Source organism: Streptomyces sp. NPDC048442 (genome assembly GCF_040651475.1).
GTDB lineage: Bacteria > Actinomycetota > Actinomycetes > Streptomycetales > Streptomycetaceae > Streptomyces.
Window position 1 is genome coordinate 97533 of sequence record NZ_JBEZKB010000015.1, and the last position, 23028, is coordinate 120560.

A 23028-nucleotide genomic window follows, 5' to 3' on the forward strand; every position below is an offset into this window, starting at 1 on the left:
TTTAAGGACCGGGCAGTACGAGCGTGAACACCGCGCCCCCGCCCGGGGCCTGACGCACCGTCAGGGTTCCGCCGTGCCGGCGTGCCACGTCCCGGGCGATGGCCAGGCCGAGACCGGCCCCGCCGTCGTCCCGGCTCCGCGCGTCGTCGAGCCGGACGAACCGCTCGAAGATCCGCTCCCGCTCGGCCTCCGGCACCCCGGCCCCGTCGTCGGCGACCTCCAGCACCACGCGTCCGTTCGCCTCCCCCCGCAGCGCCACCGCGACCGAACTCCCCGCGTGGCGCTGCGCGTTGTCGAGCAGATTGCCCAGCACCCGCACCAACTGCCCACGGGAGCCGGTCACTTCGAGACCGTCCCCCAGTGTGGCCGACACCGGATGCCGGTCTCCTTCGCCGCGCTGCGCGAGTTCCTTCCGTACGAGCGCGGACAGGTCGAACCGGGCCGCACCCGGCTTCTCGCCCGCGTCGAGCCGGGCGAGCAGCAGCAGGTCGGCGGCCAGGTCCTGCAGCCGTACGGTGTCCTCGACGGCCCCCTCCAGATCGAGCAACTCCGGGTGGGCGGCGGCCACTTCGAGCTGGGTCCGCAGTGAGGCGATCGGGCTGCGCAGTTCGTGCGAGGCGTCGGCGACGAAGCGGCGCTGCCGCTCGACGGAGGACTCCAGGGCGGCCAGGGTCTCGTTGGTGGTGACGGCGAGCCGGTCCACCTCGTCGCCGGTTCCGGGCGCGGGCACTCGGCGCGACAGGTCCTCCGACGCGGTGATGGCGGCCATCTCGCGCCGGATGCCCTCGACGGGCCGCAGCGCCCGCCGGGTGACCAGCCAGGTCACCCCGCCCACGACCACCAGCAGCACCGGCAGCCCCACCAGCATCGCGGAGCGCACGGTCGCGACGGCGCCCTGCTCGGTGGCGAGCGGCGCCCCCGCGTACACGGTCACGGTCTCCCCCGCCCGGGTCGTGGCCTCGACGGCGGCGAACCGGTAGTCGGCGGTGTCGCCGTCGACTGTGGCGGTGCCGGAACTGTGCGCGGGCTCGTCGCGGGAGACTTCACCGCGACCGGGATCGCTGCGGCCGGAATCGCTGCGGTCGGGATCGCTGCCGTCGGGATCGCTGCGGTCGTCGCTGTCGTCCCGGTCGTCGTCGCTGTCGCCGGAGGCCGGGGGCTGTCCCGGCGCGGCCGGCTTCACCTGGCCGCTGCCCGTCCCCGAGATCGCCTCCAGCTTCTTGCTGGCGGCCACCAACACACCTTTGTCCGTGAGGACTTGAACCGGATTCTCCTCCTCGTCCGGCAGTTCCCACTTGCCGTACGGGACACCCAGCGCGACCTGCGAGGCCACCTCCTGGGCGGCGACCTCGGCCTGGAGGTCGGCCTGGCCGCTGAGCTCGGAGCGCAGGACGAGCAGGACCGCGAGCCCCGCGGCGATCAGTGCGACGGCGACGACGGCGGTGGCCCCGAGGGCGGCCCTGGCCCGCACTGAGCGCATCACAGGGCCACCAGCCGATAGCCCGCGCCGCGCACGGTCTGGATGCGCTCGGCGCCCAGCTTCCTGCGCAGGGTCGAGATGTACACCTCGACGATGTTCGGGTCGCCGTCGTAGGCGAAGTCCCAGACGTGCTCCAGCATCTCCGCCTTGCTGACGACGGCACCCGGCCGCAGCGCGAGCTGCTCAAGCACCGCGAACTCCTTTGCGGTGAGGGTGACTTCGACCCCGCCCCGGTGCACGCGCCGGGCGGCGGTGTCCAGGGTGAGCGCCCCGACGGTCAGCACCGGGGACTGCCCCGTGCTCCCCCGGCGCCGCAGCAGGGCCCGGATGCGCGCGAGCAGGACGACGTACGAGAAGGGCTTGGTGAGGTAGTCGTCGGCGCCCGTGTCCAGCCCCTCGGCCTCGTCGTACTCGCCGTCCTTGGCGGTCAGCATCAGGATCGGCACGTCGTTCCCGGCGGCGCGGAGGGTGCCGCAGACCCGGTAGCCGTTCATCCCCGGCAGCATGATGTCGAGGACGAGCAGGTCGTACGCGGTCTCGCTCGCCCGGTGCAGCCCCTCGAGCCCGTCATGAACCACGTCCACGGCGAAGCCCTCGGCGGTGAGCCCCTTGGCCAGGGACACCGCGAGGCGCTTCTCGTCCTCCACGATCAACAGGCGCATGGGGACCAGGGTCGCAGGGCCAACCTGAAACGGGCTTCAGGTGGCTTCAGGTGGCGTTCAGCCTCCCGGGTCCAGATTGGTGTCCGTACCGAGCAACACCGAATTTTGAACTCAGGAGGACCCCATGAAGCGCAGCCTCGTCATCGCAGCGGCAGCCGCCGTCGTACTCGTCGGCGGAGGCACGGCAACGGCACTGAGCGCACCGTCCGACGACGCGCCGGCCGCATCCGCCGACGCGGGAAAGGCCCCCTCGAATGCCGACGCGAACAAGGCGGCCGACACCGCCGCGTCCGCCGTACCCGGCACCGTGACCGGCCTGGACCTGGAGAACGACGGCCGGGAGTGGGACGTCGACGTGTTCGGCAAGGACAGCAGGTGGTACGACGTCACGGTCGACCCGGCGGGCTCCAAGGTCGTGAACAAGCACCTCGACGCCGACAACGACGACCGCACGCAGCACGCCCCGCAGGGCGCGCCCGTCAGCGTCCAGAAGGCGATGGAGGCCGCCCTCAAAATGACCCCGGGCAAGGTGACCGAGGCCGATCTGGAGGGCGGCCACTGGGAGATCGAGATCCACGACAAGAACGGCCGGGGCCACGACGTGAACGTGGACGCGAAGTCCGGGAAGGCGACAGTCGTCCAGGGTCAGGACGACGACGGCGCGGACGACGACCGCGGCGCGGACGACGCGGGCACCGCGCCCGGCTCCGGCTCCGGCGCCAGTTCCGGCTCCGACTCCGACTCCGGCTCCGACTCGGACGACTGACCGCCCCGTACGAGCAGGCCCGTCACCAGCGACCCCAGCACCGGTACGGCGACGAGCACGAAGCACAGCGCCAGCGGCAGCCGTCCCACCAGCAGCCCGACGACTGCCACTCCGGCCGAACTCCCGGCGTTCAGACCGGTGTTGACCCAGGCCCCGGCCCTGGTACGGGAGCCGGGGCCCGCGGCCTCGTCGGCGATCAGGTACGCGGCGGTGATGGCCGGCGCGGTGAACAGCCCGACGGCGGCGGCCACCAGGGCGAAGACGTGGACCCCCGGCGAGAATCCCGCGAGGCCCACCGCGCACCCGAGGGCACCCGCGATCAGCACCAGCCGGGTCCTGGCCGCGCCCCGCCAGGCGACGGCCCCGTAGGCGAGGCCGCCCACCGCACCGCCCACCGACAGCGCGGCCTGCACCCAGCCCACGGACGCGGGCCGTCCGTGGACCTCGGTGAAGGCGACGGTGAGCAGTTCGATGCCGCCGAGCGCGATGCCGACCCCGGCGGCCACGGCGACGGGCAGCCCGAGTCCGGGCATCCGCACCCGACCGGCCCGACCACCCCTGCCGCCTTTGCCGTCACACCCCTCGGCAGCCTTCCGGCCTCCGTCCCCGCCCCCATCCGCATACGCGGCCACGGGCGAGGCAAGCATCACGGGCGGGCCGACCAGGACGAGGCCGGCCGCGACCAGGACACCGATCACCGGGAACTCGTACACGACGGGAATCCCGATGAGCAACGGCCCTGCCACGAACAGCAGTTCCTCGGCCACCCCGTCCAGGCTGTACGCCCGCTGGAGCATCGGACGGTCCGGCATCAGCCGCCCCCAGAGCAGCCGCATGGTCGGCCCCAGCGGCGGGGAGCAGGCACCGGTGAACGCCACAAGCACCCCCATCAGCGGCACGGGGGCGCCCGGCTGCCGGCAGACGAGGGCGAGGGTGACGAGCATCAGGGCGAATGCGAGGGCCAGGGGCAGCAGCGCGCGGCGCGGCCCGTACCGGTCGACGAGCCCGGCACGGAAGGGCGACAGCAGCACGCTGCACGCCCCGTAGACACTCAGGAGGACACCGGCGACGGCGTACGAGCCGGTGGCGTTCTTGACGGTCAGGACGAGGGGCAGCGGCAGCACCCCGTAGGCGAGCCGCCCCAGCAGGGCGGCGGCGAAGGTGCGGGAGGCGTGCGGGGTACGCAGGACAGCGGCGTACGAGGGCGCAGGATGCGCGGACATGACGATTCCTCGGAACGTGTGCGGAAGCGGGCGGACATGCCGAACCCACGACCGGCCGGCTCAAACGCCGGGTCAGTCGTGGGAGGGATGCCGCCTACACACGGTGAACGAGGATCATGCGGGTCAACTTAGCAACGGAGCGCGGGAGTCGGAAGAGGCTGGTGTGCTCCGTCGCACCGGGACGGGCGCCCCGTCAGGGGCGCGGGGAACTGGGCGGCGGCCGGAGGGCGGGGCTCCGCGTGGGGGCCGCCCCCGGGGGGCGGCCCCGCTGCCCAAGGAGGCTAGGGGTCGGCGGCGTCAGCCGCCCGCAGGAGCTAGGAGGTAAGGGGCAGGCAGTTGGGGGCGCGGGGAACTGCGCGACCAGCCACAACGCACCCGCACAATCCCCCCGCCCCGCACCCGCACGAACCCCACCGCCCACCGCCCCGCGCCCGAGCGCCCCGCGCCCGAGCGGCCCTCAGCCCTCCGTGACCCCCGCCACCAACTCGTCCGCCGCCGCATAAGGATCCAGCTCCCCCGCCACGATCCGCGCCGCCAGCGCGTCAAGTCGCCGGTCGCCCCGCAGGGAGCCGATCCGCTCCCGCAGCACGGTGACCGCGATCGTCTCCACCTCGTGCGCCGCCCGTGCCGTACGCCGGGCGGCGAGCACTCCGTGCTCCTCCATCCACGCCCGGTGCTTCTCCAGCGCCTCGACGACCTCGTCGATCCCCTCGCCCCGCGCCGCGACCGTCTTCACGATCGGCGGCCGCCAGTCCCCGGGGCCCCGGGACTCCCCCAGGCCCAGCATGTGGTTCAGCTCGCGGACCGTGGCGTCGGCGCCGTCCCGGTCCGCCTTGTTGACGACGTACACATCGCCGATCTCCAGGATCCCGGCCTTCGCGGCCTGGATTCCGTCGCCCATCCCGGGTGCGAGCAGCACCACCGAGGTGTCCGCCTGCGAGGCGATCTCGACCTCGGACTGGCCGACGCCGACCGTTTCGACGAGGACGACGTCGAAGCCCGCCGCGTCCAGGACGCGGATGGCCTGGGGGGCGGCCCACGCCAGCCCGCCCAGGTGTCCGCGCGTCGCCATCGAGCGGATGTAGACGCCGGGGTCCGAGGCGTGGTCGGCCATCCGGATGCGGTCGCCGAGGAGGGCGCCGCCCGAGAAGGGGGAGGACGGGTCGACGGCCAGCACCGCGACCCGCTTGCCCGCCCGGCGGTACGAGGCCACCAGAGCCGACGTGGATGTCGACTTGCCGACTCCGGGCGAGCCCGTCAGCCCGACCACGTACGCATTGCCCGCCAGCGGCGCCAGCGCGGCCATCACCTCGCGGAGCTGCGGGGACGCCCCCTCGACCAGCGAGATCAGCCGGGCCACGGCCCTGGGCCGCCCTTCCCGGGCCTGTTCCACCAGCGTGGGGACGTCCTGCATCGTTCAGCTCCTCGGTTCAGCGCGTACGTACGGGAGGTCGGGAGGTACCGAGGACTACTTGCCCGGTACGCGGACGATCAGCGCGTCGCCCTGACCGCCGCCACCGCACAGTGCCGCGGCGCCGACCCCGCCGCCGCGGCGCTTCAGCTCCAGTGCCAGGTGCAGCACCATCCGCGCACCGGACATGCCGATCGGGTGCCCCAGCGCGATCGCGCCGCCGTTGACATTCACCTTTTCCGGGGACACTCCGAGGTCCTTCATTGACTGGAGTGCGACGGCGGAGAAGGCCTCGTTGATCTCGATCAGGTCGAGGTCGTCGACCCCGATGCCCTCCTTGCCCAGCGCGTGCTGAATCGCATTGGACGGCTGCGACTGGAGGGAGCTGTCCGGGCCGGCCACGTTGCCGTGGGCGCCGATCTCGGCGATCCACTCCAGGCCCAGCTCCTCGGCCTTCGCCCTGCTCATGACGACCACGGCCGCCGCGCCGTCGGAGATCTGCGAGGCCGTGCCGGCCGTGATCGTGCCGTCCTTGCCGAACGCGGGGCGCAGCTTGCTGAGGACCTCGACGGTGGTGTCGGCCCGGATGCCCTCGTCGGTCGAGACCAGCACCGGGTCGCCCTTGCGCTGCGGGACCTCGACGGGGGTGATCTCGGCGGCGAAGATGCCGTTCTTCGCCGCGGCGGCGGCGAGCTGGTGGGACCGCGCGGCGAACTCGTCCTGCGGGGCGCGCTCGATGCCGAGGATCGCGTTGTGCTTCTCGGTGGACTCGCCCATCGGGATGTTGTCGAAGGAGTCGGTCAGGCCGTCGTACGCCATCGAGTCGATCATCTCGATCGCGCCGTACTTGTGGCCCTCGCGGGACTTCGGCAGCAGGTGCGGGGCGTTGGTCATGGACTCCTGGCCGCCCGCGACGATGATGTCGAACTCGCCCGCGCGGATCAGCTGGTCGGCCAGCGCGATGGAGTCCAGGCCGGAGAGGCAGACCTTGTTGACGGTCAGGGCCGGGACGTTCATCGGGATGCCCGCCTTGACGGCGGCCTGGCGGGCCGGGATCTGGCCCGCGCCGGCCGTCAGCACCTGGCCCATGATCACGTACTGGACCTGGTCGCCGCCGATGCCCGCACGCTCGACGGCCGCCTTGATCGCGAAGCCGCCGAGGTCGGCTCCGGAGAAGGACTTCAGGGAGCCGAGGAGACGGCCCATGGGCGTCCGCGCGCCCGCGACGATGACGGAGGTGTTCGTTCCGGGAGTTCCAGGCATGAGGCACGGCCCCTTGGGAGGTTGGGAGTGAACGAGGGTTTACCTGAATGTACTGACGCGGTACTCACCCGTCACCGGGCAGCCGGTGTGACGGCGCGCACGTTGCGTAACCGGCATCAACCGCGCTGCACTGGAGGCATGCTGACGCGAATCGATCACATCGGGATTGCCTGCCACGACCTCGACAAGACCGTCGAGTTCTACCGGACCACCTACGGCTTCGAGGTCCACCACACCGAGATCAACGAGGAGCAGGGGGTCCGCGAGGCCATGATCAGGGTCAACGGGGCGTCCGACGGCGGCGCCACCTACCTCCAGCTCCTGGAGCCCACCCGCGAGGACTCCGCGGTCGGCAAGTGGCTCGCCAAGAACGGCGAGGGCGTCCACCACATCGCCTTCGGCACCGCCGACGTCGACGCGGACGCCGCCGACATCCGCGACAAGGGCGTACGCGTGCTGTACGACGAGCCGCGCATCGGCTCGATGGGATCCCGGATCACCTTCCTGCACCCCAAGGACTGCCACGGCGTGCTGACCGAACTGGTCACCGCGGCGCAGCCCGCGGCACAGGGCAGTCCTGAGGACCACTGACTCCCGCCCGACCCGGCCGGTAGAGTGAGCCGTTCCGGGCCGGGGCCGGGAAGAGGGCCTGCGACTTGTGGCCCCCTGATGATCTGACACCATTCCCCCGGGGGCCCACCCGCTGACAGGGTGGGGCCGTGCGACCAGCGGGCCGTACGACGACACGTACGACTACAGCGTCACGACAGACAGTTGCGACCAGGGGACGGATGGGACCGCGCAGTGCGGGGCTACGAACGCCAGGAGAGCCCTCAGCGGGCTGAGTCCGACAGTCTCTCGATGTTCGAGGCCGAGATGGACCGGCTGAAGACGGAGCGGGAGAAGGCGGTCCAGCATGCCGAGGACCTCGGCTACCAGGTCGAGGTGTTGCGCGCCAAGCTCCACGAGGCGCGCCGCAACCTCGCGTCCCGTCCTGCCTACGACGCGGCGGACATCGGGTACCAGTCCGAGCAGTTGCTCCGCAACGCCCAGGTGCAGGCGGACCAACTCCGCACCGACGCCGAGCGGGAGCTGCGCGACGCCCGCGCCCAGACCCAGCGCATCCTCCAGGAGCACGCGGAGCACCAGGCCCGCCTCCAGGCCGAGTTGCACCAGGAGGCGGTCACCCGCCGCCAGCGCCTCGACCAGGAGCTGTCCGAGCGCCGCCAGACCGTCGAGTCCCACGTCAACGAGAACGTGGCGTGGGCCGAGCAGCTCCGCGCCCGCACCGAGGCCCAGGCCCGCCGGCTCATGGAGGAGTCCCGCGCCGAGGCCGAGCAGGCCCTCGCCGCCGCCCGCGCGGAGGCGACCCGGGTCGCCGAGGAGACCCGCCAGCGGCTCACCGCCGACTCCGAGGCGGCCCGTGCCGAGGCCGAGGCGACGCTGCTGCGCGCCCGCAAGGACGCCGAACGGCTGCTGAACGCCGCCTCCACGCAGGCGCAGGAGGCGACCACCCACGCCGAGCAGCTCCGTACGACCACGACGACCGAGTCCGACCAGGCCCGCAAGCAGGCCGCCGAGCTGAGCCGCACCGCCGAGACGCGGATGCAGGAGGCCGAAACGGCACTGCGTGAGGCCCGGCTCGAAGCGGAGAGGGTCCTCTCCGAGGCGAAGGACGCCGCCGCCAAGCAGCTGTCAGGCGCCGAGTCCGTCAACGAGCAGCGCACCCGTACGGCCAAGTCCGAGATCGCCCGCCTCGTCGGCGAGGCGACGAAGGACGCCGAGGCGCTGAAGGCGGAGGCCGGGCAGGCGCTCGCCGACGCCCGCGCGGAGGCCGAGCGCGTGGTGAAGGAGGCCGCGGACAAGGCCCGTACCGTCGCGTCGGAGGACGCCGCGGCCCAGCTCGCCAAGGCCGCCCGCAGTGCCGAGGAGGTCCTCACCAAGGCGTCCGAGAACGCCCGGGAGACCACCCGCAAGGCCGCCGAGGAGGCGGAGCGGATCCGCCGCGAGGCGGACGCCGAGGCGGAGCGGCTGCGCGGGGACGCGGCCGAGCAGGCCGACGAGCTCAAGGGCGCGGCCAAGGACGACACCAAGGAGTACCGGGCCAAGACGGTCGAGCTCCAGGAGGAGGCCCGCCGGCTGCGCGGCGAGGCCGAGCAGCTGCGCTCCGAGGCCGTCGCCGAGGGCGAGCGGATCCGCGGCGAGGCCCGCCGGGAGGCCGTCCAGCAGATCGAGGAGGCGGCGAGCACCGCCGAGGAGCTGCTGACCAAGGCGCGTACGGACGCCGATGAGCTGCGGGCGACCGCGGGCTCGGACGTCGAGCAGATCCGCTCCGAGGCCACCGAGCGGGCGACCGCGCTGCGCAAGCAGGCCGAGGAGACGCTGGAGCGCACCCGCGCCGAGGCGGACCGGCTGCGCGCCGAGACCGAGGAGCAGGCGGAGGCGACGAAGGCGGCGGCCGAGGCCGCAGTCACGGCGCTCCGCGAGGACGCCGAACGGGCCGTCGCCGCACGTCAGGCCGAGGCGTCCGAGGGCTTGGAGCGGCTGCGCACCGAGGCCGAGCAGCGTCTCGCGTCCTCCGAGGAGACCCTGTCGGGTGCCCGCGAGGAGGCGGAGCGGATCCGCCGGGAGACCGCCGAGGAGTCCGAGCGGCTGCGGGCCGAGGCGGCCGAGCGGGTACGGACGTTGCAGGCGCAGGCGGAGACGGAGGCCGAGCGGCTGCGCAGCGAGGCCGCGTCGGACGCGTCGCAGTCGCGGGCCGAGGGCGAGTCCGTCGCCGTACGGCTGCGGAGCGAGGCGTCGGCGGAGGCCGAGCGGCTGAAGGCGGAGGCGCAGGAGAGCGCCGACCGGGTGCGCGCGGAGGCCGCCGCGGCGGCCGAGCGGGTGTCGGGCGAGGCGGCGGAGGCTCTCGCCGCCGCCCAGGAGGAGGCCGTACGGCGCCGGCGCGAGGCCGGCGAGACGCTGGAGAACGCCCGCGAGGAGGCCGAGCGCGAGCGCGCCCAGGCCCGCGAGCAGAGCGAGGAGCTCCTGGCATCGGCCCGCAAGCGCGTCGAGGAGGCGCAGGCGGAGGCGCAGCGCCTGGTCGGGGACGCGGACCGGCGGGCCTCCGAGCTGGTGTCGGCGGCCGAGCAGACCGCGCAGCAGGTGCGGGACGCGGTGGCCGGGCTCCAGGAGCAGGCCGAGGACGAGATCGCCGGGCTGCGCAACGCCGCCGAGCACGCGGCGGAGCGTACGCGGTCCGAGTCGCAGGAGGAGGCGGACCGGGTCCGCGCCGACGCCTACGCCGAGCGGGAGCGGGCCACCGAGGACGCCCATCGGATCCGCAGCCGCGCCCAGGAGGAGACCGACGCCGCGAAGGCGCTCGCCGAGCGCACCGTGGGCGACGCGATCGCCGAGGCCGAGCGCCTCAAGACGGACTCGCAGGAGCGCGCCCAGCAGCTCCGTACCGAAGCGTCGGACGCCCTCGCGGCGGCCGAGGAGGCGGCGTCGAAGTCCCGGGCAGAGGCCCGCGACGACGCCAACCGCATCCGCAACGAGGCCGCCGCACAGGCCGATCTCCTCATCGGCGAGGCCCGCACCGAGGCCGAGCAGATCCAGCACGAGGCCGCGGAGGTACGGGCGAAGGCCGAGCAGGAGGCCGCCCGTACGCTCGCCGAGGCGACCGCAAAGTCCGAGCGGCTCACCGCGCAGGCCGCCCTCGCGTTGACCACCGCCGAGCAGGACGCGCAGCGGCTGCGCGGCGAGGCCGAGCAGGTCAGGGCGGACGGCGAGGCGGAGGCGGAGCGGCTGCGCAGTGCCGCGCGCACCGACGGCGAGCAGGTGCTCGACGAGGCCCGCAAGGCCGCCGACAAGCGCCGCACGGACGCTGCCGTGCAGGCCGACAAGCTCATCACGGAGGCCGCGGGCGAGGCCGACAAGCTGACCACCGAGGCTCTTCAGCAGGCGGAGAAGCTGGTCTCCGACGCCACCTTGAAGTCCGAGCTGCTGGTGTCGGACGCGACGGGCGAGGCCGAGCGGCTGCGCGCGGAGGCCGCCGACACGGTGGGCTCCGCCCAGCAGGCCGCCGAGCGGATCCGCAGCGAGGCGGCCAAGCACCGCGAGGACACCGAGAGCGCGGCGGAGCAGCTGCGCTCCGAGGCGCGCGACGAGGCGGACCGGCTGCTCGACGAGGCCCGCAAGGCCGCTGCCAAGCGGCGTGCGGACGCCGCGGAGCAGGCCGACCACCTCGTCGCGAAGGCCCAGGAGGAGGCGCTGCGGGCCGCCACCCAGGCCGAGGAGCAGGCCGACATGATGGTCGGCGCGGCCCGCAAGGAGGCCGACCGGCTCGTCTCGGAGTCCAAGGTCGAGGGCAACTCGCTGGTGGAGCGGTCCCGTACGGACGCGGACGAGCTGCTGGTCGGCGCGCGCCGGGACGCGACCGCCATAAGGGAGCGGGCGGAGGAGCTGCGGTCCCGCCTGGAGGGTGAGATCGAGGAGCTGCACGAGCGTGCGCGCCGCGAGACCTCCGAGCAGATGAAGACGGCCGGTGAGCGCGTCGACAAGCTCATGAAGGCCGCCACCGAACAGCAGGCCGAGGCCGAGGCGAAGGCCAAGTCCATGGTGTCCGAGGCGAGTTCGGAGGCCGGGAAGGTCCGGATCGCGGCGGTCAAGAAGGCCGAGCAGCTACTCAAGGAGGCCGAGCAGAAGAAGGCCGAACTGATCCGCGAGGCAACGAAGTTGCGGGACGAGGCGAAGGCCGAGGCGGAGCACACGGTCGCCGAGGGTCAGCGCGAGCTGGATGTCCTGGTGCGCAGGCGCGAGGACATCCAGACCGAGATCTCCCGTGTCCAGGACGTCCTTGAGGCGTTGGAATCATTCGAGGCACCGTCCGGGGGCAGCAAGCCGGCCAACAGCTCGGGTTCGGGCGGCGTCAAGGCCGGTGCGGCGGCGGGCGGGACTCGATCGAGTGGCAAGTCTTCGGACGGCTAGCGGGATTCACGGAGTGTTTGCAGTACGGCAGATTCCGTCGCTGATGCTCCACATGCTCCACTTGTGATTGAGCTGTGATTCCAGGCAGGTTTGACGAAGTGTTCATCCGTGTGGGTGGCAAGCGGTCTGGCAGGTTGCCACTCAAAAGGAGGGTCATTCTCCAGATCAAACCGGCATTGGCTCGATGACACGCCGCTATGGCCCCTAGGATTCCCCTATCACCTCACCGGTCTCATTCGACAGGAACCTCATGAGCGACACTTCCGCCTCCCCATACGGCTTCGAGCAGGTGCGGCGTGGTTACGACCGCGGTCAGGTGGACGACCGCATCGCCAAGCTGCTCGCCGACCGTGACAGTGCTCTCGCCCGGATCACCTCGTTGGAGAAGCGCATCGAGGAGCTCCACCTCGAAACGCAGAACGCGCAGGCGCAGGTGAACGACGCCGAGCCGTCGTACGCCGGTCTCGGTGCCCGCGTCGAGAAGATCCTCCGCCTTGCCGAGGAGGAGGCGAAGGACCTGCGCGAGGAGGCCCGCCGCGCCGCCGAGCAGCACCGTGAGCTGGCCGAGTCGGCCGCCCAGCAGGTGCGCAACGACGCGGAGTCGTTCGCCGCGGAGCGCAAGGCAAAGGCGGAGGACGAGGGCGTCCGCATCGTCGAGAAGGCGAAGGGCGACTCCGCCCAGCTGCGTTCCGAGGCGCAGAAGGACGCGCAGTCGAAGCGCGAGGAGGCCGACGCGCTCTTCGAGGAGACCCGCGCCAAGGCCGCCCAGGCCGCCGCGGACTTCGAGACCAACCTGGCCAAGCGCCGCGAGCAGTCCGAGCGCGACCTGGCGTCGCGTCAGGCGAAGGCGGAGAAGCGTCTCGCGGAGATCGAGCACCGGGCGGAGCAGCTGCGCCTGGAGGCCGAGAAGCTGCGTACGGACGCGGAGCGCCGCGCCCGTCAGACGGTGGAGACGGCACAGCGCCAGGCCGAGGACATCGTGGCCGACGCGAACGCCAAGGCCGACCGGATCCGCAGCGAATCGGAGCGCGAGCTGGCGGCGCTCACCAACCGCCGCGACTCGATCAACGCCCAGCTCACCAACGTCCGCGAGATGCTGGCGACGCTGACCGGTGCGGCCGTGGCCGCCGCCGGTGCCCCGGTGGACGACGAGCCGATCTCCCGCGGAGTCCCGGCCCAGCAGTCCCGCTAGTCACCGGTCGTACGCACGGACCGTCATCGCCGGTCGTACGCCGAGTACACCTCGAAGCCCCCCGCCACTCCCCCAGTGGCGGGGGGCTTTGTCCGCCTTTAGCGTGGCGGGCATGATCGAGGTATCGGGCCTGACGAAGCGGTACGGCGAGAAGACGGCCGTCAACGCCCTGACTTTCCAGGTACGGCCGGGCATCGTCACCGGCTTCCTCGGCCCCAACGGCGCGGGCAAGTCCACCACGATGCGCATGATGCTGGACCTGGACCACCCCACCGCGGGCGCCGTCCGCATCGACGGCAGGCGCTACACCGACCTCACGGACCCGCTGAAGTACGTGGGCGCCCTGCTGGACGCCAAGGCGCTGCACGGCGGCAGGAGCGCGTACCACCACCTCCTGTGCCTGGCGCAGAGCAACGGGATCCCGGCCTCCAGGGTCGGCGAGGTCCTCGACACCGTCGGTCTGACGGCGGTCGCCAAGAAGCGCTCCAAGGGCTTCTCGCTCGGCATGGGCCAGCGCCTGGGCATCGCGGGCGCACTGCTCGGCGACCCCAAGATCCTGATGTTCGACGAGCCGGTGAACGGGCTCGACCCCGAGGGCATCCACTGGATCCGCAACCTGATGAAGTCCCTCGCCGCCCAGGGCCGCACCGTCTTCGTCTCCTCGCACCTGATGAGCGAGATGGCGCTCACCGCCGACCACCTGGTGGTCATCGGCCAGGGCAGGCTGCTCGCCGACACGTCCATGGCGGACTTCATCCGCACCAATTCACGCTCGTACGTAAGGCTGCGCAGCCCGCAGCAGGAGCGGCTGCGGGACGTGCTGCACCAGGCCGGGGTGACGGTGGTGACGGCCGGGAACGGCACCCTCGAAGTGGACGGGGCGACCTCCGAGCAGCTCGGCGAGCTGGCCGCGCAGCACCAGCTCGTCCTCCATGAGCTGAGCCCGCAACAGGCTTCGCTGGAGGAGGCGTTCATGCAGCTCACCGCGGAGTCGGTCGAATATCACGCGCACTCGGACCCGAGCGGAGGGCGAGTCTGAGATGGCTGCCGCACAGGTACTGAAATCGGAATGGACCAAGATCAAATCCGTGCAGTCCACCGTGTGGACGCTCGGACTCGCCGTGCTGTTCACGGTAGGCCTCGGATTCCTGATCAGTCTGCTGGTCAAGGACCAGTTCTCGAAGATGAACGCAAAGGAACTGCAGTTCGCGGATCCCACGTTCACGAGTTTCGCGGGGACGAGTCTCGGCCAGCTCGCGATGATCGTTTTCGGAGTGCTGGTCGTCGGCAACGAATACAGCACCGGAATGATCCGCACTTCGCTCGCCGCGGTACCCCGGCGCGCCACTTTCCTCTTCAGCAAGCTGACCGTCGCGGCGCTGCTCGCTTTCGTGGTGGCACTGGTGACGAGCTTCGTGACGTTCTTCGCCGGACAGGCGGCGCTCGGCCCGTACAAGGTGTCGCTCGGCGACGAGGGCGTACTGCGGGCGGTGATCGGCTGCGCGCTGTACATGACGCTCATCGCGGTGTTCGCGATGGGAGTGACCATGATCCTTCGCTCGCCGATGCTCTCGCTCGGCATCCTGATGCCGATCTTCTTCCTGCTCGCGCCGATCCTGGGCAACGTCGAGGCCACCCGCAAGATCGGCCAGTACCTCCCCGACCAGGCCGGCACCAAGATCATGCAGGTCGTCGCGCCCGAGAACGACATCGCCCCGTACGGGCCCTGGGGCGGCCTGGGCATCCTGGTGCTCTGGGTGGTTCTCGCGGTGCTGTGCGGCTGGCTGGTGCTGAAGAACCGCGACGCGTGAGCCGCCGCCCTCCCGACCCGGGTCCCCGCGCGCGAAGTGTCCGGGTTCCGGTACGAACAGTCGTTCTTGGCCGGAACCACCCTCCCCTGGTTAAGCTCCTAGTGCTTACGGGGGCAGAAAGAATCACCGCACGACCAAGCGTGTGATCGTGGCCCCGACAATCTGTCGATGGGGCTGGAGAATGATCGAGGCAATCGGCCTGACGAAGCGCTACGGCGCCAAGACGGCCGTGTACAACCTTTCCTTCCAGGTGCGGCCGGGGACCGTCACCGGGTTCCTGGGGCCCAACGGCTCCGGCAAGTCCACCACAATGCGCATGATCCTCGGTCTCGACGAACCCACCTCGGGCAGTGTCACCGTCTGCGGCCACCCCTTCCGCGAGCTGCCCAACGCCCCCCGCCAGGTGGGCGCACTGCTCGACGCCAAGGCGGTGCACGGCGGGCGCAGCGCCCGCAACCACCTCCTCTCGCTCGCCCAGCTCTCCGGCATCCCCGCGAGCCGGGTCGACGAGGTGCTCGGGGTAGTCGGCCTCCAGGAGGTGGCCAAGCACCGCTCCAGCGGCTTCTCGCTCGGCATGGGCCAGCGGCTCGGCATCGCCGCCGCGCTGCTCGGCGACCCACAGGTGCTGCTCTTCGACGAGCCGGTCAACGGCCTCGACCCCGAGGGCATCCTCTGGGTGCGCAACCTGATGAAGATGCTGGCCTCCGAGGGCCGTACGGTCTTCGTTTCCTCGCACCTGATGAGTGAGATGGCACTCACCGCCGAGCACCTGATCGTGATCGGCCGCGGCCAGCTGCTCGCCGACATGAGCGTCCAGGCCTTCATCGCCGCCAACTCCGCCGGTTTCGCCCGCGTCCGCACCCCGCAGACCGACCCCCTCCAGCGCGAGAAGCTGACCTCGGTGCTCACCGAGGCGGGCGGCCAGGTCATGCCGGAGCAGGACGGCGCGCTGCGCGTCACCGGTCTCCCCCTGCCGCGGATCTCCGACCTGGCGCACGGCGCGGACGTACGGCTGTGGGAGCTGTCCCCGCACCAGGCGTCGCTGGAGGAGGCCTACATGCGGATGACGCAGGCCGCGGTCGACTACCGCTCCACCGACGACCAGCTCGCGGGCTTCGCGCAGCCGGACACCGCGGGCGCGCTGCTGCCCGGCCGGCCCCTGCCGGGGCAGCCCGTCGTCCCGCAGGGGCCGCCGCAGCAGGACTGGTACGCCCCGCCGCCGCCCCAGCCGGGACAGCCGCACCCGGGAGTCCCGGGATCCGGTACGGGCACGCCCCTGCCGGCGGCGCAGAACCCGTACGCACAGCAGCCCGCCGCCCCGGCCGCTCCCCCGGCGCCCACCGACGCCGCCCAGGCCCCTGCCCAGGCCCCTGCCCCTGCCCCTGCCCCGCAGCTCCGCAAGAGCGACGACACAAGCAGCGACACCAACAGCGACACCCCCGAGGACGCCCGATGACGACTCCCTCGACCCCGAATCTGTACCCGCACCAGCACCCGCACCCGCAGCAGCCCGGTTACGTCTCCCCCGTGCCGGTGCGCCGTGCGACGCTGGCGGACGCGCTGGCCTCCGAGTGGACCAAGATCCGCTCCGTGCGCTCCACGATCTGGACGCTCGGCGTGATGGTCGTGCTGATCCTCGGCGTGGGCGTCCTCGTCACCCTCGCCCTCGCGGGCTCCAGCCTCCCCGACGATGCGTCGCCGATCACGTTCGGCTTCGTGGGTGTGATGCTCGGCGTCATCCCGGTGATCACCCTCGGCGTGATGACCATCGCCTCCGAGTACGGCACGGGCATGATCCGTACGACGCTGACCGCCTGCCCCAGCCGGGCGCGCGTCCTGGCGGCCAAGTCGCTCGTCTTCTTCCTGCTCACCTTCGCGATCACCCTGGTCGCCACCGTTGTGCAGTCCGCCCTGATGGTGGGTGCGCTGGACGGCACGGCCAATGGCGGCCAGTGGCTGCGGGCGACCGTCGGAGTCAGTGCGTTCGTCGCGCTGATCGGTCTGCTCTCGCTGGCCGTGGGCTCGTTGATCAGGCACTCGGCGGGCGCGATCACCCTCATGATCGGCCTGGTGCTGCTGCCGCTGGTGATGGCGCTGTTCATGATGACGGAGGCGCTGGAGGGCGCGCAGTCCTTCCTGCTGGAGTACTCGATCCCCAGCCAGCTCGCCGTCTTCTACGGAACCGAGATGACCGAGGGTGGCCTCACCGGCTGGACCCCGCTGGGCATCATGGCCGGCCTGGTGGCCGTCGTACTCGCACTGGCCTTCGTCGCCCAGAACAAGCGGGATGTCTGACCGGTCGACCGCCCCGAGCACCGACTGCTCTGAGAGTGCGGAACGTGAGTAGTTGTCCGTTTCGCGGTTGGGCTTGGGCGCGGACTGCTGGTCATGAGGACGCGATGCCGCTCAGCTGCTCGGAGGGGCGAACAAGCCGGGCTCGGGCTCGGTGAGGATGCCCCTGGCTGTGAGGCGTTTGAGCTTGGATCGGATGCCCTCGGTGTTCTTCGGGACGATCGTCAGGTCGAGTGCCTGGCGCAGGTCGCGGGCCCGCATCGGATGCCCGGTATCCGCGAAAGCGGCGAGGATCTGCTGGTAGGCGGGGACGTCGGGACGGTCCGGTTCGCCGGCGGGTGCGGGGGCCGGCAGGGCCAGGAGGGTCTTGCGGGTGACGCGCTGGTTCTCGCGCTCCGCGTCGAACTCGACCAGCTCCGCAGTGAGTTCCTCGATGCGGCCGCGAAGTTGCCCGGCCCGTTCCTCCGGCTCGCGCTCACGTGACTCGACGTACTCCAGAACTGCGGTGATCTGCGGGTTCTCGCTCATGCGGTCCTCCAGGAGTCGAGGGTGGCGCCGGTGAGGCGGCGGGCCATGACCGACGTCATCGCCCAGAACACGCGGGAGCGGGAAGTGGTGAGCCGGTGCTCGTAGTCGCGGACCAGGCGCCGGTAGAACAGCAAGATCCCGTTCGTCTGCTCCACGATCCACCGCTTGGCCTGCGGGACGAAGCCCTTCTCGGCCGGGTTGCGCTCGACGATCTCGACGTCGATGCCGAGGTACTTGCCGTGGTCGACCAGCGTCTTCTTGAATCCCTGGTCGACCAGGGCCTTCTTGACGGTGTCGCACTGAGCGGCCACGCCGTTGAGCAGCGCGATGCCGGCGGTGTTGTGCGCGGAGGCGTGCAGGACGACGGCCTCGACGACCAGACCCGACACATCCACGGCCAGGCATCTCTTCCTGCCCGGCACCTTTTTCGAAGCGTCCTTTCCGGTCGTGTCGGCCGGGACGCCGACGGCGGCGTGGATGCTCTGGGTGTCCATCACGATGAGGCTCGGGTCGGCTGATCGCCGGTTCTTCTCCCGCAGTTGCCACCGCAGCAGGTCGTGGACGGTCTGGTCGGTGCCGTCGTCGCGCCACTTGTAGAAGTAGTACTTCACCGCCCCGGCGGGCGGCAGGTCATGGGGCAGCAGGTCCCACTGACAGCCGCTGCGGTTCTGGTACAGGATCGCGTTCACGATCTCCCGCATCGGATATCTGCCCCGGTGGCCGCTGACCGACGGATGCGCGGCCTTCCACGCGGTGATCACGGGCTCGACCAAGACCCACTGCTCGAAGGATCATGTTCTGCACTCTCGGGAATTTTGACACCCCGCGATCCGGACCCCCGTGCCAGAACGAAGACGAGGCCGTTGACACCCCGGCGGCCGATGGCCAGTTGGTACAGAACCTCGGGCAGGTCCCCGCATCGAGGTGACTGACGCCATGCCACCTGGAAAGGCCATCACCGGCGCAGCCCTTACGGTCAGGCCGCCCGGGCGCGGCAGCACCGCACTGCCCCAGCGCACCTCCACCTCACCCCGACTCACCTGCCCTGCCAGCAGCTCGGCCATACCGACGGGGCAGTTCAAATGGGGGCCCGCGGCTCGCGCCAGTGCGCCTAAGGATTAGCAAACCCCAATAAAATGGGCATAGTTGACCTACCGCACCAGTGACCGGGGTCATAGCGTTGGTCTGGACCAATGGCTACTGTCACGTGCCGCATGATGCGTACGCGTCATGCATAGGTGTATATGAACGGATTTGCGTGAACTCTCTCGGTCGTTTCAGACATTTGATACCCGCCTCCAGGACCAGGAGAGCTTCCGTCGCCGTGACAACGGCCATGGTCATAGCTCTCAGCTCGGGAGTGGCGACCGCCGCCGTCACTGACGACCGGTCGGCGGCCGCCGCCGTCACTGACGAGCGGCCCTCAGCGACACCGCCTCATGTGCACGGTGAGCCGGCGCCCCAGGCGAACCGCGCGCTGGGCGCCGCAGCCGCCAACAGGGCGCCCGACACGCCCAAGGCACCCGAGGTCGGCCCGCCCTTCACGCAGACCTCCGGCGTATGGCAGACCAACACTCTTACCCCCACCCTCCGCAACACTGTGGTGGATGCGGACAAGGACAAGACGACCAGCACCTTCGAGGTGTGGACCGTCAAGGCGGACGGCACCGCCGGGTCCAAGGTGAACCTCAGCGACGACAACAAGTACGACGTCCTTGTCTCCGGATACACCGCCTCCGGCACCCCGGCCTCCGTCAATGTTTCGGCGGGGAAGCTGAAGGATGGCTGGACCTACCTCGTCCGCTCCTCCGCCTACGACGGCAAGGCGTACGAGACGGACTGGTCCCCATGGGCCAAGTTCAAGGTGACCGTGCCGCCGGTCGTCGTCGACCCCGCGACCGGTGAGGAGTTCTCCGCCGAGGAGAAGAAGAAGTGGCAGGCCATCGCGGCCAAGGCCCTGGCCGCTGACCAGGAGGAACGCGACGCGCTGGCCAAGCTGAAGGCGAAGCCGCTGCCTTCCGACCAGACCCAGCGTGACAAGGCCAACCTGCCGCTGCCCAACAGCGGCGCGTCCGGGTCCCGCGCGTTCTACACCGCGTACACCGACACCCTCGGGGCCACCCCCAAGGGCGACTGCCGTGTCGCGTCCACGCTCGACGTCTGCTTCCAGGACTTCGAGGTCACCTACGACCTCGGCTTCGACACCTTCCTGTGTGACAGCGACGCTGCCGGGATCACCAACAAGACCTGCCCCAAGGGCAAGGGCTACTGGTCCGGGTTCGACCACCGCGTGCACACGGCGACGATCACCGAGACCTACCCGGCGCTCCAGCCGCCGCCGAACATGGTCGAGACGCTGATCAACGCGCTCAAGGCAGACTTCGTCAAGTGCGGCGAGGGCAACGCGAGCAGCTGCGCCTGGGCCGGGGTCACGGTCCTGCCCTTCGTCGGCCAGTTCACCAAGGTCACCAAGGTCATCACCGCCCTGGACGCCTCGGTGCGCACCGGCATCGGCTTCGAGAAGGCCCTCGCCGGACTCGACGCCCTCGCATTGTCCGCCAAGGAGTACGGCGCCCTGGAGACGATGATCACCAGTGCCGCCCGCACCAGCCCGGCCCTGAAGAACCTGGTCGCGGAGATGACGCACGTCGCGACCGTCGACCAGGTCATCGCGAAGATGCCGGCCAGCGCACAGGTCATCCTCAAGGACTACGCCCGCACCGGCCAGCTGTCCGTGCCGATGTTCTTCGCCAAGTACTGGAACACCTCGAAGGGATGGTTCGACTACCCGGACTTCATGGGCTTCGTGAACGGCACGCAGAAGGCGTACATCCCCAAGGTCGGCGAGCAGTGGGACCGCTTCGGCGCCCCCGCCGGCGGGTTCCTCTCTCCCAAGGCTGTGCCCTTCGCCCAGCGGGCGATCCCCCCGGCCAACCTGGAGTTCGAGGCCGGCAAGTCGTCGTACCACGTGTACGAGTGGGTGCGTCCGTGGTCGGACATTGCCAAGTACGGCAAGGCCGGTGACATCCAGGCCGGGAAGATCGCCCCGTTCTTCGAGCAGCCCGGCGGCGGCACCCAGTACCTCCTGCCCAAGCTGACCCCGGTCGGCGGCGGTAAGGACTACTTCATCAACGTCCAGTGGCTCCTGGACAACAAGTTCCTGAAGGTCGTGCCCCAGGCATAACCCGCCACACCACGCAGAAGGCTCCCCGCGCTTCCAGCGCGGGGAGCCTTCTCCATGCCCAGAGGGTTAGTCCAGGACGACGGCATCAATGTCTTCGAACCGGACATCGGCCAGCTCGGCCGCCACCCGAACCTCCGCCCGCAGGCGCTCCCCCCACACCGGGTCGAGCTGGTGCATGAGCTGCAACTGCCTGGCCCGCCACACCACCCACTCGTCCGTGTCCGCAGGACGCGTATGGCGGCTCTCGGCCTCCCACCCGGTCGCGATCGACCGGGTCTCGTCCACCGCCACCAAGTACAGGAGCTCATCGAGATCGTCATAGACGGTGTGCTGGAGCTCCATGCCGCGCTCGCGGACGATGAAATGGGCTCTGCCGTCGCGTACCTCGACGAACGGCTTGCCGTCCTGAGTCTGCCTGAAGCCGACCAGATCCACAGACCGGCCATACAGCACGTCGGAGATACGGCGGGCCCCGGCAGCTACATCCGCCTCAGTAATCGTCATACTGACATTATAGGGGATAGGGGCTGCCGACGGGGTCGTCGAACAGTTCGTCGCGTGAATGCGACCATCGACGACCGGGCGGTCATCGCTCAGGTGCCGACCGAGTGCAGGCTGTTGCGCGAACGCCGCCGGGTGGCCCGCGGACTCTACTGGTGAGCCACCTGCGACATGTTTTACGGACCACGCGATCCCAACCGGAAGGACCCCATGAGCACGACCCGGAACAAGCGCCGCACGATAGCCGTCGCCGCCACAGGCACCGTAGTGGCGGCCGGCATCATCGCCGGTGTCTTCTACCAGCAGGGTGACGACACCGGCAGCGGGCAGGCGAAGAAGGCCGACCTGCCCGTCTCCACCTCAGCGCCCCGTCACACCCCGGCCCCCACCACCTCGCTCACACCCGACACGGTCCCTACCGCCGCCCCCACACCGAAGATCGACATCACGGCCGGCGAAGAAGGCAGCCTGACAGCCATCCGGCAGCTCCGGCCCGGCATGACCGACAAGCAGGTCAAAACCGTCACCAAGGGCTGCGGCGCCGGCACAACGGAAGCCCACGAGGGGGGCGAGGTACGCCACAACTACACCTGCAACGACGGCCTCAAGCTGTACGTGCACATGAAGGACGGCAAAGTCACCGGCTACGGCGGCACCCGCTAGCTCCGTACTTCGCGGGTGACTGAATCGGCTGGTTCGGGGGCTGTGAGGGTGTCTGTTGGAGTCGTGGCCGCGTTGGCCGGGGTATGACGAAGTCTTCCCGGCCCCGGCCACGGACGGCTCAGTGGCACCTGCTGCCCCACGGCCTGCCGCCTGCAGGGGCGGTGGAGTGCTACTTCTACAAGTGGCGCGACGACGGCACCGACCTGGCCATCCACGATCCGCTGCGGTGGCAACTGCGGGAGAAGAAACGGCGATCAGCCGATCCGAGCCTCCTCGTGATGGGTACCCAGAGCATCCACGCAGCCGTCGGCGTCCCGGCCGGCACGACCGGCAAGGGCGCTTCGAAAAGAGTGCCGGGCAGGAAGAGATGCCTGGCCGTGGATGTGTCGGGTCTGGTCGTCGAGGCCGTCGTCCTGCACGCCTCCGCGCACGACAACGCCGTCGGCATCGCGCTGCTCAACGGCGTGGCCGCTCAGTGCGACACCGTCAAGAAGGCCCTGGTCGACCAGGGATTCAAGAAGACGGTGGTCGACCACGGCAAGTACCTGGGCATCGACGTCGAGATCGTCGAGCGCAACCCGGCCGAGAAGGGCTTCGTCCCGCAGGCCAAGCGGTGGATCGTGGAACAGACAAACGGGATCTTGCTCTTCTACCGGCGCCTGGTCCGCGACTACGAACACCGGCTCGCCACCTCACGCTCCCGCGTCTTCTGGGCGATGACGTCGGTCATGGCCCGCCGCCTCACCGGCGCCACCATCGGCTCTTGGAGGACAGCGTGAGCGACAACCCGCAGATCAGGGCTGTCCTGGAGTACGTCGAGGCTCGTGAGGCCGAACTCTGCGAGCAGGCTGGAGAGATTCGCTCCCGCGTTGAGGACCTCGCCGCCCGGCTGGGCGAACTCGACGCGGAGAGCGAGAACCTGCGCATCACCCGCAAGACCCTCCTCGGTATCCCCGCACCGGCCCCCGTCACACCCCGGCCCGACTCGACGCCCGGACCACCCGGCCTACCAGCAGATCCTCACCGTCTTCGCTGACACCGGAAAGCCGCTGCGAGCCCGCGACCTCTGCCAGACCCTCGACCT

Annotated in this window: 19 protein-coding genes and 1 pseudogene; 12 read left to right on the top strand and 8 right to left on the bottom strand. The window is 70.6% G+C overall.

From position 1 onward, the window contains the following. Nucleotide 1 precedes the first annotated feature (1 nt). Nucleotides 2-1480, bottom strand: a complete 1479-nt coding sequence (locus tag AB0D18_RS22695) for a HAMP domain-containing sensor histidine kinase (protein ID WP_362421337.1) — start codon at nucleotides 1478-1480, stop codon at nucleotides 2-4. After that, on the bottom strand, nucleotides 1480-2142 hold the full coding sequence (locus AB0D18_RS22700) for a response regulator transcription factor (protein ID WP_362421340.1): 663 nt from the start codon (nucleotides 2140-2142) through the stop codon (nucleotides 1480-1482). Before AB0D18_RS22700 ends, AB0D18_RS22695 begins: the two co-directional genes overlap by 1 nt. A 124-nt stretch (nucleotides 2143-2266) precedes the next feature. On the opposite strand from AB0D18_RS22700, the pseudogene AB0D18_RS22705 reads away from it, so the two are divergent. Further along, nucleotides 2267-2758: pseudogene (locus tag AB0D18_RS22705) on the top strand (PepSY domain-containing protein); the annotation flags it as partial. Between the two features lie 29 nt (nucleotides 2759-2787). On the opposite strand, the gene AB0D18_RS22710 reads toward AB0D18_RS22705, so the two are convergent. The 3 genes from AB0D18_RS22710 to AB0D18_RS22720 all read right to left on the bottom strand — a co-directional run bounded on the left by AB0D18_RS22710 (nucleotide 2788) and on the right by AB0D18_RS22720 (nucleotide 6805). Next, nucleotides 2788-4131 carry an MFS transporter gene (locus tag AB0D18_RS22710; RefSeq protein ID WP_362421343.1) on the bottom strand — a complete coding sequence of 448 codons (1344 nt, stop codon included), beginning with the start codon at nucleotides 4129-4131 and terminating at the stop codon, nucleotides 2788-2790. A 457-nt stretch (nucleotides 4132-4588) separates the two neighbouring features. Then, nucleotides 4589-5545, bottom strand: a complete 957-nt coding sequence (gene meaB / locus AB0D18_RS22715) for a methylmalonyl Co-A mutase-associated GTPase MeaB (RefSeq protein ID WP_362421345.1) — start codon at nucleotides 5543-5545, stop codon at nucleotides 4589-4591. Nucleotides 5546-5599: 54 nt separating this feature from the next. Then, nucleotides 5600-6805: an acetyl-CoA C-acetyltransferase gene (locus AB0D18_RS22720; RefSeq protein WP_362421348.1), complete on the bottom strand. Its 1206-nt coding sequence runs from the start codon at nucleotides 6803-6805 to the stop codon at nucleotides 5600-5602. Between the two features lie 138 nt (nucleotides 6806-6943). On the opposite strand from AB0D18_RS22720, the gene mce reads away from it, so the two are divergent. The 7 genes from mce (at nucleotide 6944) to AB0D18_RS22755 (ending at nucleotide 17071) form a co-directional block, all read left to right on the top strand. Beyond that, nucleotides 6944-7396: a methylmalonyl-CoA epimerase gene (gene mce, locus AB0D18_RS22725; protein ID WP_362421351.1), complete on the top strand. Its 453-nt coding sequence runs from the start codon at nucleotides 6944-6946 to the stop codon at nucleotides 7394-7396. 270 nt (nucleotides 7397-7666) lie between these two features. Continuing rightward, nucleotides 7667-11773 (top strand): polarized growth protein Scy, encoded by a 4107-nt coding sequence (scy, locus tag AB0D18_RS22730; protein ID WP_362421354.1) that lies wholly within the window; start codon nucleotides 7667-7669, stop codon nucleotides 11771-11773. A gap of 250 nt (nucleotides 11774-12023) precedes the next feature. Further along, nucleotides 12024-12965 carry a cellulose-binding protein gene (locus AB0D18_RS22735; RefSeq protein ID WP_189826712.1) on the top strand — a complete coding sequence of 314 codons (942 nt, stop codon included), beginning with the start codon at nucleotides 12024-12026 and terminating at the stop codon, nucleotides 12963-12965. Between the two features lie 112 nt (nucleotides 12966-13077). Next, nucleotides 13078-14004 (top strand): ATP-binding cassette domain-containing protein, encoded by a 927-nt coding sequence (locus tag AB0D18_RS22740; RefSeq protein WP_362421357.1) that lies wholly within the window; start codon nucleotides 13078-13080, stop codon nucleotides 14002-14004. A 1-nt stretch (nucleotide 14005) separates the two neighbouring features. After that, nucleotides 14006-14776 carry an ABC transporter permease gene (locus tag AB0D18_RS22745; RefSeq protein ID WP_362421360.1) on the top strand — a complete coding sequence of 257 codons (771 nt, stop codon included), beginning with the start codon at nucleotides 14006-14008 and terminating at the stop codon, nucleotides 14774-14776. A 181-nt stretch (nucleotides 14777-14957) separates the two neighbouring features. After that, a complete protein-coding gene (locus tag AB0D18_RS22750) occupies nucleotides 14958-16232 on the top strand; it encodes an ATP-binding cassette domain-containing protein (protein ID WP_362421363.1) in 1275 nt (424 codons plus the stop codon). Beyond that, entirely contained in the window at nucleotides 16229-17071 is an 843-nt protein-coding gene (locus AB0D18_RS22755) for an ABC transporter permease subunit (protein ID WP_362421366.1), read from the top strand. Before AB0D18_RS22750 ends, AB0D18_RS22755 begins: the two co-directional genes overlap by 4 nt. 111 nt (nucleotides 17072-17182) lie before the next feature. On the opposite strand, the gene AB0D18_RS22760 is transcribed toward AB0D18_RS22755, so the two are convergent. Together AB0D18_RS22760 and AB0D18_RS22765 are read right to left on the bottom strand one after the other, a co-directional pair. Then, the gene (locus tag AB0D18_RS22760) at nucleotides 17183-17596 is read right to left on the bottom strand and encodes a hypothetical protein (RefSeq protein ID WP_362421369.1); all 414 of its coding nucleotides are present in this window, start codon (nucleotides 17594-17596) and stop codon (nucleotides 17183-17185) included. Then, nucleotides 17593-18369, bottom strand: coding sequence for an IS5 family transposase (locus AB0D18_RS22765; RefSeq protein ID WP_362421371.1), 777 nt, complete (start codon nucleotides 18367-18369; stop codon nucleotides 17593-17595). The genes AB0D18_RS22760 and AB0D18_RS22765 overlap by 4 nt, the downstream gene beginning before the upstream one ends. 551 nt (nucleotides 18370-18920) lie before the next feature. On the opposite strand from AB0D18_RS22765, the gene AB0D18_RS22770 reads away from it, so the two are divergent. Then, nucleotides 18921-20780: a TNT domain-containing protein gene (locus AB0D18_RS22770; RefSeq protein ID WP_362421374.1), complete on the top strand. Its 1860-nt coding sequence runs from the start codon at nucleotides 18921-18923 to the stop codon at nucleotides 20778-20780. A gap of 66 nt (nucleotides 20781-20846) precedes the next feature. Here AB0D18_RS22770 and AB0D18_RS22775 read toward each other — a convergent pair whose 3' ends face one another. Then, nucleotides 20847-21284 (bottom strand): Imm63 family immunity protein, encoded by a 438-nt coding sequence (locus tag AB0D18_RS22775; protein WP_362421377.1) that lies wholly within the window; start codon nucleotides 21282-21284, stop codon nucleotides 20847-20849. A 207-nt stretch (nucleotides 21285-21491) separates the two neighbouring features. Here AB0D18_RS22775 and AB0D18_RS22780 point away from each other — a divergent pair, with 207 nt between their 5' ends. The 3 genes from AB0D18_RS22780 to AB0D18_RS22790 all read left to right on the top strand — a co-directional run bounded on the left by AB0D18_RS22780 (nucleotide 21492) and on the right by AB0D18_RS22790 (nucleotide 22980). Beyond that, nucleotides 21492-21944: a hypothetical protein gene (locus tag AB0D18_RS22780; RefSeq protein ID WP_362421380.1), complete on the top strand. Its 453-nt coding sequence runs from the start codon at nucleotides 21492-21494 to the stop codon at nucleotides 21942-21944. Nucleotides 21945-22027: 83 nt separating this feature from the next. After that, the gene (locus AB0D18_RS22785) at nucleotides 22028-22723 is read left to right on the top strand and encodes a transposase (RefSeq protein ID WP_362421383.1); all 696 of its coding nucleotides are present in this window, start codon (nucleotides 22028-22030) and stop codon (nucleotides 22721-22723) included. Then, entirely contained in the window at nucleotides 22720-22980 is a 261-nt protein-coding gene (locus tag AB0D18_RS22790; protein ID WP_362421385.1) for a hypothetical protein, read from the top strand. The genes AB0D18_RS22785 and AB0D18_RS22790 overlap by 4 nt, the downstream gene beginning before the upstream one ends. The last annotated feature ends 48 nt before the right edge of the window (nucleotides 22981-23028 follow it).

Bases quoted from the DNA above. Each gene is read 5' to 3' on its own strand.
- AB0D18_RS22695 (WP_362421337.1), bottom strand. From the start codon at position 1,480: ATGCGCTCAGTGCGGGCCAGGGCCGCCCTCGGGGCCACCGCCGTCGTC.
- AB0D18_RS22700 (WP_362421340.1), bottom strand. From the start codon at position 2,142: ATGCGCCTGTTGATCGTGGAGGACGAGAAGCGCCTCGCGGTGTCCCTG.
- AB0D18_RS22710 (WP_362421343.1), bottom strand. From the start codon at position 4,131: ATGTCCGCGCATCCTGCGCCCTCGTACGCCGCTGTCCTGCGTACCCCG.
- meaB (WP_362421345.1), bottom strand. From the start codon at position 5,545: ATGCAGGACGTCCCCACGCTGGTGGAACAGGCCCGGGAAGGGCGGCCC.
- AB0D18_RS22720 (WP_362421348.1), bottom strand. From the start codon at position 6,805: ATGCCTGGAACTCCCGGAACGAACACCTCCGTCATCGTCGCGGGCGCG.
- mce (WP_362421351.1), top strand. From the start codon at position 6,944: ATGCTGACGCGAATCGATCACATCGGGATTGCCTGCCACGACCTCGAC.
- scy (WP_362421354.1), top strand. From the start codon at position 7,667: ATGTTCGAGGCCGAGATGGACCGGCTGAAGACGGAGCGGGAGAAGGCG.
- AB0D18_RS22735 (WP_189826712.1), top strand. From the start codon at position 12,024: ATGAGCGACACTTCCGCCTCCCCATACGGCTTCGAGCAGGTGCGGCGT.
- AB0D18_RS22740 (WP_362421357.1), top strand. From the start codon at position 13,078: ATGATCGAGGTATCGGGCCTGACGAAGCGGTACGGCGAGAAGACGGCC.
- AB0D18_RS22745 (WP_362421360.1), top strand. From the start codon at position 14,006: ATGGCTGCCGCACAGGTACTGAAATCGGAATGGACCAAGATCAAATCC.
- AB0D18_RS22750 (WP_362421363.1), top strand. From the start codon at position 14,958: ATGATCGAGGCAATCGGCCTGACGAAGCGCTACGGCGCCAAGACGGCC.
- AB0D18_RS22755 (WP_362421366.1), top strand. From the start codon at position 16,229: ATGACGACTCCCTCGACCCCGAATCTGTACCCGCACCAGCACCCGCAC.
- AB0D18_RS22760 (WP_362421369.1), bottom strand. From the start codon at position 17,596: ATGAGCGAGAACCCGCAGATCACCGCAGTTCTGGAGTACGTCGAGTCA.
- AB0D18_RS22775 (WP_362421377.1), bottom strand. From the start codon at position 21,284: ATGACGATTACTGAGGCGGATGTAGCTGCCGGGGCCCGCCGTATCTCC.
- AB0D18_RS22780 (WP_362421380.1), top strand. From the start codon at position 21,492: ATGAGCACGACCCGGAACAAGCGCCGCACGATAGCCGTCGCCGCCACA.
- AB0D18_RS22785 (WP_362421383.1), top strand. From the start codon at position 22,028: ATGACGAAGTCTTCCCGGCCCCGGCCACGGACGGCTCAGTGGCACCTG.